At 56.8% G+C, this 13,377-nt stretch carries 9 protein-coding genes; 1 reads left to right on the top strand and 8 read right to left on the bottom strand.

The features are described from left to right. Positions 1 to 258 precede the first annotated feature (258 nt). The 5 genes from glgA to asd all read right to left on the bottom strand — a co-directional run bounded on the left by glgA (position 259) and on the right by asd (position 8,881). Entirely contained in the window at positions 259 to 1,692 is a 1,434-nt protein-coding gene (gene glgA, locus ACUTSU_RS21805; RefSeq protein WP_445652929.1) for a glycogen synthase GlgA, read from the bottom strand. 140 nt (positions 1,693 to 1,832) lie between these two features. Then, positions 1,833 to 3,110, bottom strand: a complete 1,278-nt coding sequence (gene glgC, locus ACUTSU_RS21810) for a glucose-1-phosphate adenylyltransferase (RefSeq protein ID WP_445652928.1) — start codon at positions 3,108 to 3,110, stop codon at positions 1,833 to 1,835. 12 nt (positions 3,111 to 3,122) lie between these two features. After that, on the bottom strand, positions 3,123 to 5,108 hold the full coding sequence (gene glgX / locus ACUTSU_RS21815; protein ID WP_445654721.1) for a glycogen debranching protein GlgX: 1,986 nt from the start codon (positions 5,106 to 5,108) through the stop codon (positions 3,123 to 3,125). Next, complete coding sequence (glgB, locus tag ACUTSU_RS21820) at positions 5,105 to 7,291, bottom strand: 1,4-alpha-glucan branching enzyme (RefSeq protein WP_445654722.1); 2,187 nt, start codon at positions 7,289 to 7,291, stop codon at positions 5,105 to 5,107. The genes glgX and glgB overlap by 4 nt, the downstream gene beginning before the upstream one ends. A gap of 486 nt (positions 7,292 to 7,777) precedes the next feature. Then, positions 7,778 to 8,881, bottom strand: a complete 1,104-nt coding sequence (gene asd, locus ACUTSU_RS21825; RefSeq protein WP_112364241.1) for an aspartate-semialdehyde dehydrogenase — start codon at positions 8,879 to 8,881, stop codon at positions 7,778 to 7,780. Positions 8,882 to 9,109: 228 nt separating this feature from the next. On the opposite strand from asd, the gene ACUTSU_RS21830 reads away from it, so the two are divergent. Then, entirely contained in the window at positions 9,110 to 9,703 is a 594-nt protein-coding gene (locus ACUTSU_RS21830; protein ID WP_061808527.1) for a YhgN family NAAT transporter, read from the top strand. Between the two features lie 48 nt (positions 9,704 to 9,751). Here ACUTSU_RS21830 and gntK read toward each other — a convergent pair whose 3' ends face one another. The 3 genes from gntK to gntR all read right to left on the bottom strand — a co-directional run bounded on the left by gntK (position 9,752) and on the right by gntR (position 13,246). Then, positions 9,752 to 10,279: a gluconokinase gene (gene gntK, locus ACUTSU_RS21835; RefSeq protein ID WP_445652925.1), complete on the bottom strand. Its 528-nt coding sequence runs from the start codon at positions 10,277 to 10,279 to the stop codon at positions 9,752 to 9,754. Between the two features lie 313 nt (positions 10,280 to 10,592). After that, the gene (gene gntT, locus ACUTSU_RS21840; protein WP_445652924.1) at positions 10,593 to 11,909 is read right to left on the bottom strand and encodes a gluconate transporter; all 1,317 of its coding nucleotides are present in this window, start codon (positions 11,907 to 11,909) and stop codon (positions 10,593 to 10,595) included. Positions 11,910 to 12,250: 341 nt separating this feature from the next. Further along, the gene (gene gntR / locus ACUTSU_RS21845; protein ID WP_017894317.1) at positions 12,251 to 13,246 is read right to left on the bottom strand and encodes a gluconate operon transcriptional repressor GntR; all 996 of its coding nucleotides are present in this window, start codon (positions 13,244 to 13,246) and stop codon (positions 12,251 to 12,253) included. Positions 13,247 to 13,377 lie beyond the last annotated feature (131 nt).

Below are 13,377 nucleotides of genomic sequence, written 5' to 3' on the forward strand. Positions count from 1 at the left end.
TTGCCCTTTCAGGGCCGCTGATCGCGCGTTCAAATCTGTTCCCGACAGATTTGTCACCCCAGTGACTTACTAAAGTAAGCGCCTGGGGATGAGTAAGCTGGCCGCCTAGCTGCAACTTGAAAGTCATAGGGCATTACAATAGGTGTTGATCTACCCAAAATAATTGGCGCTGCATCAAGGCGGCAAGGGAACTTATCCCGATGAGCTTACGCTGGTAAGTGATTCGGGTAAGTGAGTGCAGCCAACACAGAGGCAGCGTCAAATATGACGGGAATAAAGCGACAAATATTCTTTTGCCGCGACCTGCCAGCCAAAATCCACGCTCATGGCGTGGCGCTGGACGTGACGCCAATGCTTGGGTCGGCTCCACAGCACCATGGCACGCCGAATGGCGTTAGCCAGTGCGGCGGCGTCACAATCATCAAAGACAAATCCGCTGGCGCTGCCGTCGGCCAGGTTCTCCAGCGCGCAGTCCACTACCGTATCCGCCAACCCACCTGTACGGCGGACCAGCGGCAGCGTGCCGTATTTCAGCCCATAGAGTTGGGTCAGCCCGCAGGGCTCGAAACGGCTAGGCACCATAATCACATCAGCCCCGCCGATGATCCGGTGCGAGAAAGCCTCGTGGTAACCAATCTGCACGCCAACCTGTTCGGGGTAGTCGGCGGCCGCGGCCAGAAACGCCTGCTGCAACACCACATCACCGGCCCCTAACAGCGCCAGTTGACCGCCCTGATCCAGCAGCGCCGGCAGTGCTTTCAGGACTAAATCCAGACCTTTCTGACTAGTCAGACGGCTGACGACCGCAAACAACGGCAGCGACTCATCCACTTTCAGCCCCATGGCTTTTTGCAGGTGCAGTTTATTCTTGGCCTTGTTTTTCAGATTGTCGGCGTCATAGCGCGCAGTCAGGCGCGGATCGTGGGACGGGTCCCAAATCTTGTCATCCACGCCGTTAAGAATGCCGCTAAGACGCCCCTGCCGCTGGCGTTCCTGCAACAGCCCTTCCATACCGTAGCCGAACTCCGGCCGGGTGATCTCACGCGCATAGGTCGGGCTGACAGCGGTGATATGGTCGGCGTAGAACAAACCGGCCTTCAGGAATGACATCTGGCCGTAAAACTCCAGGCCATAGATGTTGAAAAACGAAGGCGGCAACCACAGTTCCGGCACGTGATGGGCGGAGAACAGCCCCTGGTAGGCCAGGTTGTGCACGGTGAAAACAGAACGCGCCGGGTGGCCGTTAGCCGCCAGATAGGCGCAGGCCAGCCCGGCGTGCCAGTCATGGGCATGCACGACCTGCGGCCGCCAGTAGCGGTCCAGCCCCTTGGCCAGTTCGCAGGCCATCCAACCCAACAGGGCAAAACGCCGGTGGTTATCGGAATAGGCATTCATCGATTGGTCGTGATAAGGGCTGCCTGGGCGTTCGTACAACCAGGGTGCGTCGATCAGGTAGATGCCCACACCGTGATAGGTACCGTAACGCAGGGCGACCCGGCCGGCGAACGAATCGATTTCCGCCACCAGCACGGAATCCGGTATGCCATTACGAACGTCAGGGAAAGCGGGCAATAACACCCGAACATCGCTGCCCTCGGCGATTTGAGCTGCCGGTAATGCGCCAACCACGTCTGCGAGACCCCCGGTTTTCAACAGGGGAAACATTTCAGAACATACGTGTAAAACCTGCATTATCACTCCTGAGAGTCGGCAAAAAATGCCTCTGGATAAGAAATAAAGCAGGCTTGCCGCTGTTGTTAATCCGCGTTTTGCAAGCCATCAGTCAATCTGTTTACATGGCGACAGGCTATCGTTCTGCCGGCTACCTTAACTCACAATTTTGACAACATTTCGCGCGTGACCAACACAATGCCGCCTTCCGAGCGATAAAAGCGTTTGCTGTCCTCATCGGCGTTTTCGCCAATCACCATGCCCTCGGGGATATGGCAGGCGCGGTCAATGATGCAGCGTCGCAAACGGCAGGAACGGCCGACGTTAACATCCGGCAGCAATACAGTAGAGTCGATGGTGCAGAACGAGTTAACCCGCACCCGTGGGAACAGCACCGAATGCACCACCACCGAACCGGAGACAATACAACCGCCGGACACCAGCGAGTTCATGGTCATGCCGTGGCTGCCGGAACGGTCCTGCACGAACTTGGCCGGCGGCAGCGGCTCCATATGGGTACGGATCGGCCAGGCGCGGTCATACATATCCAGCTCCGGTGTCACCGAAGCCAGATCGAGGTTGGCGCGCCAGTAGGCATCCAGCGTTCCCACGTCGCGCCAATACGGCGGCAGTTCGGGGTTGGAGGTCACACACGACAGCGTGAACGGGTGCGCCCACGCCGCTTTCTGGGCGGTGATTTTCGGGATCAGATCCTTGCCGAAGTCATGGGTTGACCCCGGTGTCGACATGTCCTCTTCGAGTAGTTGGAACAGGTAGTCGGCGTTAAAGATGTAGATCCCCATGCTGGCCAGCGACATATCCGGGTTGCCTGGCATCGGCGGTGGGTTGCTGGGTTTCTCCAGGAACTCGAGGATCAGATCGTTCTCATCCACTTCCATCACGCCGAACTCGCTGGCCTCATCGCGCGGCACTGGCAGGCAGGCAACGGTACACTGCGCGCCCTTTTCCACGTGGTCGATCAGCATGCGCGAGTAATCCATCTTGTAGATGTGATCGCCCGCCAGGATCACCACATACTCGGCGTCGTAGCGACGGATGATATCCAAGTTCTGGTACACCGCGTCCGCCGTGCCCTTGTACCAGTGCTCGGTACTGAGGCGTTGCTGGGCCGGCAGCAGATCGACAAACTCGTTCATTTCTTCGTTGAGGAACGACCAACCACGCTGGATATGCTGCACCAGAGTATGGGACTGGTATTGGGTGATCACGCCGATGCGGCGAATGCCCGAGTTAAGGCAGTTCGACAGGGCAAAATCGATAATGCGGAATTTGCCGCCAAAGTGGACGGCCGGCTTGGCCCGGGTTGAGGTTAAATCTTTCAAACGCGAACCGCGGCCACCAGCCAGGATCAGGGCGACGGACTTAATCGGCAGTTGGCGTGCCAACATCAGGGGGTCTTTATTTTCAAACCTAACCATAGCTGACTCCTTTTATTTTTTCTTTACCAGCACGCAAATCGAGTGCGCAGCCTGGTGCCAGGCGGGTAAAACCGCCCGCGAATCTTCCTGAGTAAAGGGAGCGACAAGCTGCCAATCGCCGGCAGGCAACGTCATCTCCACCGCCTGCTGCGTGGCATTCACCACCACCAGCCAGCGTTGTGACAGACATATCTGCAACTGCAGTGCTCCCTGCTCCCACTCTTGCGCGCCGAGAGGTTGCCCCTGCGCGTTCAGCCACTGCACGCTGCCGTCGCCCTCCTGCCACCAGCGGTCTTGCTGCAAGGCAGGGATTTGCTGACGCAAACGGATCAGTGCTGCGGTGTAATCGGTGAGAGCGTCATCCGCCGTGGCCCAGTCGAGCCAGGTGATAGCGTTGTCCTGACAATAGGCATTGTTGTTGCCCTGCTGGCTGTGTCCATGTTCGTCGCCGGCCAGCAGCATCGGCGTTCCCTGGGACAGCAATAACGTGGCAAGCAGTGCCTGCCGGCTGGCCCTACGGCATTGCACAATGACGTCGTCGGCAATCGGGCCTTCAACACCGTGGTTATTGCTAAAGTTACGGTCGCTGCCGTCGCGGTTACCTTCACCGTTCAGTTGGTTGTGCTTAAGGTTAAAGCTGACCAAATCCTGCAGGGTAAAACCGTCATGAGCGGTCAGCATGTTAATACTGGCGTACGGCGCACGCCCGCGTCGATTGAACAGGTCACTGGAAGCGGCAAAACGCTGGGCGAACTGGCCGAGCGAAATATCCCCCTGCAGCCAGAAACGACGCATATCGTCCCGGTAATGGTCGTTCCACTCGGCAAAGCGCCCGGGAAATTCCCCCACCTGATAGCCACCGGGGCCAATATCCCAGGGTTCGGCGATCAGCTTGCAGCGCGACAGCAGGTCATCCGCCAACATCGCCTGGAACAGCGGTGCATCACGGTCGAACGCCGGCGTGCGGCCGAGCACGCTACCCAGATCAAAGCGGAAGCCGTCTACGTGACACTCCCCCACCCAGAAACGCAGGCAGTCCATCACCCAGGCTACGCCCGGTGGTTGATCTAACCGCAGCGTGTTGCCGCAGCCGGTATCGTTCACATAGCCGCCCTCGGGCGTGAGCCAGTAATAACCCGGGTTATCGATGCCGCGCAGCGACAGCGTCGGCCCGTCCATATCCAGCTCGGCGCTGTGGTTGAACACCACGTCGAGGATCACTTCAATCCCGGCCTTATGCAGCGCCTTCACCGCGTCGCGGAATTCCCGCAGCGGCGTCATGTCGGTACGCAGACTGGAGTAGCGGTTATCCGGCGCATAGGGCGCCAACACGTTATAGCCCCAGTAGTTAATCAACCCGAGGCGTTGCAGGCGCGGCTCGGAGCTGTGTTGCTGCACCGGCAGCAATTCCAGCGCGGTAATGCCAAGGCGCTTGAAGTAGGCGAGCATCACCGGATGCCCAAGTGCGGCAAAACTGCCACGCAGCACCTGCGGGATATCCGGGTGTTGCAGGGTCAGTCCACGCACATGCGCTTCGTAGATCACCGTTTTGCCCCACGGCGTTGCCGGTGGGCAATCATCCTGCCAGTCGTAGGCTTCGTCGATCACCACGCACTTTGGCATAAGTTCGGCGCTGTCATGCTTATCCGGCCGGTCATAGCCGCCATGCAGGTAAGGGTCATCCGCCACTGGCCCCTCGACCGCACGGGCAGCAGGATCCAACAGCAGTTTGTTGGGGTTAAAACGCAGCCCCTGTGCAGGATCAAACGGACCATGCACCCGGTAACCGTAACGCTGGCCCGGTTTGCCACCCGGCAAATAGCCGTGCCAGATATCACCGCTGCGCGCTGCCAGCGGCAGGCGCACTTCACGTTGTTGTTCGTCAAACAGGCACAGCTCCACCCCCGAAGCATGGGCGGAATACAGGCTAAAGTTGATGCCGTTACCGTCATAGTACGCGCCAAGAGGCGCGGCGATGCCAGGCGTCAGCTCAGTCATTGCGCCTCCCGCAGTAGGTAGATGGTCGCCAGCGGCGGGACGGTTACGCTAATCGAATGCTCACGGCCGTGGTTACCCATTGGCTCGGACACCACGCGGCCCTGATTGCCGGTATTGCTGCCGTGGTAATGATGCGAGTCGGTATTGAGAATTTCCCGGTACTCACCAGAACGGGAAATACCGATGCGATAATGATGGCGCGGCACCGGGGTAAAGTTGCTGACGGCGATCAGCTCATTGCCATGCGCATCAAAACGGGCAAAGGCAAATACCGAGTTGTCGTGGTCGTCCACCACCAGCCACTCAAAGCCGTCCGGGCGGTAGTCACGCTCATACAGAGGTGCCTGCTGCTGGTAGCAATGGTTAAGATCGCGCACCAGCCGCTGCACGCCGTGATGCCAGTTATCCAGCCCTTCGAGCAGATGCCAGTCGAGGCTGCTGTCGAAATTCCACTCGCGCCCCTGAGCGAACTCGCAGCCCATAAACAGCAGCTTCTTGCCCGGGTGCGCCCACATAAAGCCGTAGTAGGCACGCAGGTTGGCAAACTTCTGCCAGGCGTCGCCAGGCATGCGGTCGAGAATCGATTTCTTGCCGTGTACCACTTCGTCATGGGAAATCGGCAACACAAAGTTCTCGGTGTAGGCATACAACATGCCGAAGGTCATCTGATTGTGATGATATTTACGGTGTACCGGGTCGCATTGCATGTAGTTAAGCGTGTCGTGCATCCAGCCCAGGTTCCATTTGTAATGGAACCCCAGCCCGTTGGATTCCGGCGGTAGCGTCACGCCTGGGTAATCAGTGGACTCTTCCGCCAGCGTCACTGCACCGGGCCGCTCCTTGCCGACGCTGTGGTTGGTGTAACGCAGGAAGGCAATGGCCTCCAGATTTTCGTTGCCACCGTAGTAGTTCGGTACCCATTCGCCTTCGGCACGGCTGTAATCGCGGTAGATCATCGAGGCCACCGCATCGACACGCAATGCGTCAATGCCATAGCGTTCCAACCAGTAAAGGGCGTTGCCCGCCAGATAGTTGCGCACCTCATGGCGGCCATAGTTGTAGATCAGAGTATTCCAGTCCTGATGGAAGCCTTCGCGCGGATCGGCGTATTCATACAGCGCAGTGCCGTCAAAATTCGCCAGGCCATAGGCATCGCTGGGGAAATGCCCCGGTACCCAATCCAAGATCACGTTGATGCCCGCCCGGTGCGCCGCTGCGACGAAATCTTTAAAGCCGGCCGGGGTACCGAAACGTCGGGTCGGGGCGTACAACCCTAAAGGTTGATAACCCCAACTGCCGTCAAACGGATGCTCGTTAATCGGCAACAGCTCGATATGGGTGAACCCCATGTCTTTAACGTAGTCGATCAGCTGTACGGCCAGTTCGCCGTAGCTGAGCCAGAAATTATCGTCGGTGTGACGTCGCCACGAGCCAAGATGCACCTCGTAGATAGAAATCGGTCGGTCAAAATTATTAGCACGCTGGCGTTCCGGGGTGTTTTCCACCACCTCCGGCAGCGGCATCACCAGCGACGCGGTATCCGGCCGCATTTGCGCCTCAAAAGCGTAAGGATCGGCCTTCAACTGGATATTGCCGTAGCAGTCGATAATCTCGTACTTGTACAATTGCCCGGCTTTTACCCCCGGCAAGAACAGCTCCCAAATCCCGTTTTCACGACGCAGGCGCATCGGGTGGCGGCGGCCATCCCAGAAGTTAAACTCACCAACCACCGAGACGCGCTGGGCATTCGGTGCCCAGACGGCAAAGCTGACGCCTGCTACCTCGTCAAGCGTTGCAAGGTGCGCCCCCAGCCGCTCATACGGCCGCAGATGGGTGCCCTCCGCCAGCAGCCAGCCGTCGATATCCTGTAACAAAGTGCCAAAACGGTAGGGATCGTCGACGATCTGCTGGTGATTTTGCCAGCGGACCTCCAGTTGATAGCGAAAGGGGGTTTTCCGGCGCAGAACGGTAGCACTGAAAAAGCCACGGGCATCGTCGCAAGCCAGCTGCACCACCCGCTTGCCGGTTTGCTGCTCCAGCAACCAGACTTCGCTGGCGTCAGGCAACAGCGCACGCACCTGCAGGCCATTATTGACCGCATGCATACCCAGCAGGGAGAAAGGATCGGCAAAATTGCCAGAGAAAAGCTGATCAATCACGTCACGATCGGGAAGTACAGGCATAGTCTTCTTCCTAAGATTAAGAGCATGATTTATAAGGGGCCACGTAAGCTCATCGTCTTTCAGATTGCAGCGAAATGGCTGCACCTTGAGATCCACAGGGCGTAACGCTTAATCCATAGCCATTTTGGTTATCATGCAATTCATTCGGTATCTAAAGCGTGATTACGGTCGGTTATTGATCAACTCTCAGCTTCCCGGCCCAAATTCCGCTCTTTATGCTTATTTTTAGCGCTGGTGAAAGTTTATCCGCCAGCCCTTTAAGCATAGCTAATGTCGGTTAAAAACATTGCCGCATTACCAGGAAAAAACTTCATTAAGAAAACGGCCAGCCTGACAGCGTCTTTGCGCTGCTGCCCGCGTGGAGAAATGCTGATGATTTGTGTGCTTTTCTCCTTTTGCAGCGATTTGGTCCATAGCGAGCAAAAACGAAGAAAACAAGGCTTTTGGGGGCTGAAAGAGGTCAGCCCCCGGGAAGTACAGATCAGGTTACAGCAGGATGCGCAACATGCGGCGCAACGGCTCGGCCGCACCCCACAGCAACTGGTCACCCACGGTGAACGCAGACAGGTATTCCGGCCCCATATTCAGCTTACGCAGACGACCAACCGGGGTGTTTAGTGTCCCGGTGACCGCTGCCGGCGTCAGTTCACGCATGGTCAGTTCACGGTCGTTCGGGATCACCCGCACCCAGTCATTATGGGTCGCCAACATTTGTTCGATTTCCGGCAGCGAAACGTCCTTTTTCAGCTTCAGGGTAAACGCCTGGCTATGGCAGCGCAGCGCGCCAACGCGCACGCACAGACCGTCGACCGGGATCACCAAGCCGCTGTTGAGGATTTTGTTAGTCTCTGCCTGGCCTTTCCACTCTTCACGGCTCTGGCCGTTATCGAGTTGCTTGTCAATCCAGGGGATCAGGCTGCCGGCCAGCGGCACACCGAAGTTATCGGTCGGCAGTTTGCCGCTGCGGGTGGCCTCAGTGACTTTACGTTCGATGTCCAGGATCGCCGAAGCCGGATCCTGCAGCTCTTTCGCCACATCGGCGTGCAGCATGCCCATTTGGGTCAGCAGTTCACGCATATGACGTGCACCACCACCGGAAGCGGCCTGATAGGTCGCAACGGATGCCCACTCCACCAGATCATTGGCGAACAGGCCGCCCAGCGACATCAGCATCAGGCTGACGGTGCAGTTGCCGCCGACAAAGGTCTTGATGCCTTTATCCAGGCCCTGCTGAATCACGTCGCGGTTGACCGGATCCAGGATGATAATCGCGTCATCCTGCATGCGCAGAGAAGAAGCCGCATCGATCCAGTACCCCTGCCAGCCGATTTCACGCAGCTTTGGGTAAATCTCGTTGGTATAATCACCGCCCTGGCAGGTAATAATAATGTCGAGCGCACTCAGCGCATCAACATCGTAAGCATCCTGCAACGTGCCCTGCTGGCCGCCGAAGGTAGGTGCCGCCTGGCCATGTTGCGAGGTGGAGAAAAAGACCGGGCGAATGGCGTCAAAATCGCGCTCTTGTGTCATGCGTTGCATGAGTACGGAGCCGACCATTCCGCGCCAACCGATGAAACCAACGTTTTTCATAATGACTGTCCTGCCTTGGAAGATGACTGCTATAAGTTGTGTGCAATATCTCTCCACCTTACAAAATGTCGGCGCAGGCGCAAAGTGAATTTATTCGATGGGGGAGCGATTCTCAGCAATCCTTCTTATATACCTGGGAGATGAGCCTGGCCGTAACTTGAAAGCCATAGGCTATAGGCCATTAAGCGGTCGGGATGACCGACGCACTTTTCAGATTCAGAGGTAGTAATGACAGAGATGATTTCAGTCACGGTGTTGCTGTTTTTAATCATGGATCCGCTGGGCAATTTGCCGATTTTCATGTCGGTACTCAAGCACCTGGAGCCACGCCGTCGCCGGATGGTGTTGATCCGCGAACTGCTGATCGCCCTGCTGTTGATGCTGATTTTCCTGTTTGCCGGTGAAAAAATTCTGGCATTCCTTAACCTGCGCACCGAAACCGTGTCTATTTCCGGCGGGATTATTCTGTTCCTGATCGCCATCAAGATGATCTTCCCCTCGCAGGAGGGTGACAGCAGCGGACTTTCCGCCGGTGAAGAACCTTTCCTGGTGCCACTGGCCATCCCGCTGGTAGCCGGCCCTTCAATTCTGGCTTCGCTGATGCTGCTTTCACACCAGTATCCAAACCATATTTCGTATCTGGTGGTAGCACTGCTGATTGCCTGGGGCATTTCCGCCGCCATTTTGCTGATGTCGAACCTGTTCCTGCGCCTGCTGGGTAGTAAAGGGGTGAGCGCGCTGGAAAGGCTTATGGGGCTGATTCTGGTGATGTTGTCGACCCAGATGTTCCTGGACGGCGTGAGAGCCTACATGAAGTTGTAGTGAAAATACTGGCGCCAGTGCGGCGCCGAGAAGTGACGGCAGCCCGGGTTACTGGGCTGCAACACGACGAATATAGGCCAGGGTATCGGCCACCACGCCGTCCAGCGGCTGGTCAATCTCAATCGCCTGCACGTCTTGTTCTTGCTCGTTCGGCTCTTCTAAAGTGGCGAATTGGGAAACCAACATCTGCGGCTTGAAGAAGTGGCCCTTGCGCTGTTTCAAACGCTCTTCAATCACCGCCTTGTCACCCTTCAGATAGATGAAATGCAGATTGCGGTTACCTTCACGCAGACGGTCACGATAGCTTTTTTTCAACGCCGAGCACACTAGCAGCGAGACATCGTTGGTGCGCTCCATGGCAAAAATCGCGTCATTCAACGCCGCCAGCCACGGGGCGCGATCGTTGTCGTCCAATGCATGCCCGGCGGCCATTTTATTGATGTTGGCACGCGGATGCAGGTAGTCGCCGTCCAGCATGGCAGCATTGGCCTCATGGGCTACGGCGTTGGCCACGGCGGATTTACCGCTGCCGGAAACGCCCATCAAAATAAATACGTGGTGCTGTGAATTGCTCATATGTCATGCCCTTATGGAGTCAGATGGCGCTGGCAGCGTCATCAAATACGCCCCAAACTCAAAATAGTTTCCGGCACCGCCGGGGCACCGGAAACCTACCCGACCAATTTATATACTATGAATTTCAAGTTGTAGCCAGGCGGCCAGCTCGCTCATCCCCAGGCGCTTACTTGAGTAAGTTACTGGGGTGACAAATCTGTCGGGAACAGATTTGAACGCTGCTTGCAGCGGCCCCTTAAGGGGCGTGGCCCACGGATGGGCCACGTAACTGAGTGCAGGTAACAACGCTGCGGCTTGAAAGGCAACGGGTATATTAGACGACCGTCGCCAGCAATAGACAGCCTACCAACCCACAGACTGAGATGATGGTTTCCAGCACCGACCAGGATTTTATGGTTTCCATGATGCTCAGGTTGAAGTACTCCTTGAACAGCCAGAAACCCGGGTCATTAACGTGAGAGAAAATCACGCTGCCTGAACCGACCGCGATCACCATCAGCTCCGGGCTGACGCCGGTGGTGGCGATCAACGGGGCCACGATGCCGCCGGCGGTGATCGCCGCCACGGTAGCGGAACCCAGCGCCAGACGCAGCGCAGCCGCAATCGACCAGGCCATCAGAATCGGTGAGACGTTGCTGCCTTCCATCAAGGCGGCAATGTATTTCTCAACGCCACTGTCGACCAGTACCTGCTTGAACGCGCCGCCACCGCCGATGATTAACAGCATCATGGCGATAATCTTGATGGAGTCGGTGATGGTGCCCATCACTTCATCCATGGTGCGGCCACGGTTCAGGCCAAAGGTGAAGATAGCAATCAGCACCGCAATCAGCGTCGCCATTACCGGATCGCCGAGGAACTCGGCAAAGCGCAACAGAGTATGGCCCTTCGGCAGCACCATTTCGGCTACCGCGCGCAGCGCCATCAGGATCACCGGCACCAGAGAGGTCGCAACGCTGATACCAAAGCTTGGCATTTCCGCTTCGGTGAAGATTTTTGGGTTATACAGACCTTCAGGTACCGGCTTGTCGATCCCTTTCAGGAAGCGGGCATAAACCGGGCCTGCCAGGATCACCGTCGGGATAGCCAGCAGCGTACCGTACAGCAGGGTTTTACCCATATCGGCATGGAAGATGGTGGCGATCGCCGTTGGGCCGGGGTGCGGCGGCAGGAAACCGTGGGTTACCGACAGCGCAGCCGCCATTGGCACACCGACATACAGCAGCGGAACGCGTGCAGAAGCGGCGATACTGAATACCAGCGGCAGCAACAGCACGAAGCCAACTTCATAGAACAGCGCAAAACCGACGGTAAAACCGGTCAGTACCACCGCCCATTGAATGTATTTTTGGCCGAACTTGTCGATAAGCGTAGTGGCGATGCGCTGGGCACCGCCGCAGTCCGCCAGCAGCTTGCCGAGCATGGCACCGAAGCCCATGATCAGCGCCAGGCTGCCCAGCGTACCGCCAACGCCGGCCTTGATAGAACCGATCACTTTATCGACCGGCATCCCCTGGGTGATCCCGACCGCCAGAGCAACCAGAATCAAAGAGATAAAACCGTTCAGCTTAAAGCGAATCATCAGCAGCAGCAGCAGCGCTACGCCGCCTGCAACAATCACTAATGGCATAATTTTTCTCCAACCTTTTTATCGCAGACCCTCTTTACGATAGATCGTAAAGCGCGCGTTTGTTGTATTTTTAGGCTCTTCCCGGTGTTAGAAGACGAGCTGTAGGTGGTGCTGAGACACAGGTTCTATCTCATTCAAGATAACCGCACACTCATTGTTACCGGTATCATGATACCGGTAACAACCTAATCGCCGGAACCGGGTAAGTGGCTAAAATTCGCGTTATGGGACAGAGATCAAACTTATGGGGTTAACAGGGGCGAGCTTACAGCGGAGAAATAAAACGCGCCGGGCGGCGCGGTTTCAGAATTAAAATAGCTCAAGCAACGGCTGAAAACCGATCAGATACTGCCACCAGGGATCACGGTGAAACCTACGTCCACCATGCGCGGGCTGACCGTTTCGCCCCGCAAACGCGCCAACAGGCGTTCGGCACCGATTTGCCCCATGCGTTCACGCGGCGTCAGGACGCTCGCCAGTTTTGGCACCATCACCTGGCCGATATCGTGGCCGTGGAAACCGGCAATTGCCATATCATTAGGGATCGACAATCCTTGCCGCTGGCACTCGAAGGTCGCGCCAATCGCCAGGTCATCGTTGGTGCAGAAAATACTGTCAATCTGCGGGTAATCACGTTGCGCCTGGCGCAGCAGTTCGCCACCGGCGGAATAGGACGACGAACGCGCAGTCATGACGCTGTACGGCTGCAGGCCGGACTCACGCATAGCCTGTTCATAGCCCTGCTGTTTGATAATGGTACGTTCATCCTGGCGCGCGCCGAAATACACCACGTGGCGATGGCCGTGCGCGATGATCTGCTGGGTCATCTGGCGTGCGGCCTCAAAGTTATTGAAACCTACCGCCAGATCAATACAGGGTGAAACGCAGTCCATCAGCTCGACGACCGGGATACCCGCAACCTCGATCATTTTCATGGTGCGTGGCGTGTGGTGACGTTCAGACAAGATCAACCCATCAATATTGTATGACAGCAGCGAAGTCAGGCGCTGTTCTTCACGCTCAGGCAAATAGCCGTAGTGCGCCAGCATGGTCTGATAATTGTGCGCATCGGTGACGCTCTCGATGCCGCGCAACACTTCGGCAAACACCTGGTTGGTCAACGACGGCAGCAATACGCCAATGGCGCGACTGGTGGAGTTGGAAAGGATATCCGGCGCACGGTTGGGAATGTAACCCAGCTCATCAAGCGCGACGGCAATTTTTTGCTGCAAGACGGCAGAAACCTGATCGGGATTACGCAGATAACGGCTCACCGTCATCTTGGTAACGCCAACCTTGTCTGCAACATCTTGGAGTACCGGCCGTTTTTTCTTCATTATCAATGAACTGGCTAACCGTGAATGGGCGCTCATTTTAGCAAAAAAAAACCGCTGCCGATATTGCTGGTTGTGGGAAGAGCAAACGTAAAAAGGGCTCACCGCGTGAGCCCTTAGTTATTTACCGCTTA

Source organism: Serratia sp. NA_13 (genome assembly GCF_052691735.1).

Excerpts from the sequence above, each read along its gene's own strand:
- glgA (WP_445652929.1), bottom strand. The coding sequence starts at position 1,692 with ATGCAGGTTTTACACGTATGTTCTGAAATGTTTCCCCTGTTGAAAACC.
- glgC (WP_445652928.1), bottom strand. The coding sequence starts at position 3,110 with ATGGTTAGGTTTGAAAATAAAGACCCCCTGATGTTGGCACGCCAACTG.
- glgX (WP_445654721.1), bottom strand. The coding sequence starts at position 5,108 with ATGACTGAGCTGACGCCTGGCATCGCCGCGCCTCTTGGCGCGTACTAT.
- glgB (WP_445654722.1), bottom strand. The coding sequence starts at position 7,291 with ATGCCTGTACTTCCCGATCGTGACGTGATTGATCAGCTTTTCTCTGGC.
- asd (WP_112364241.1), bottom strand. The coding sequence starts at position 8,881 with ATGAAAAACGTTGGTTTCATCGGTTGGCGCGGAATGGTCGGCTCCGTA.
- ACUTSU_RS21830 (WP_061808527.1), top strand. The coding sequence starts at position 9,110 with ATGACAGAGATGATTTCAGTCACGGTGTTGCTGTTTTTAATCATGGAT.
- gntK (WP_445652925.1), bottom strand. The coding sequence starts at position 10,279 with ATGAGCAATTCACAGCACCACGTATTTATTTTGATGGGCGTTTCCGGC.
- gntT (WP_445652924.1), bottom strand. The coding sequence starts at position 11,909 with ATGCCATTAGTGATTGTTGCAGGCGGCGTAGCGCTGCTGCTGCTGCTG.
- gntR (WP_017894317.1), bottom strand. The coding sequence starts at position 13,246 with ATGAAGAAAAAACGGCCGGTACTCCAAGATGTTGCAGACAAGGTTGGC.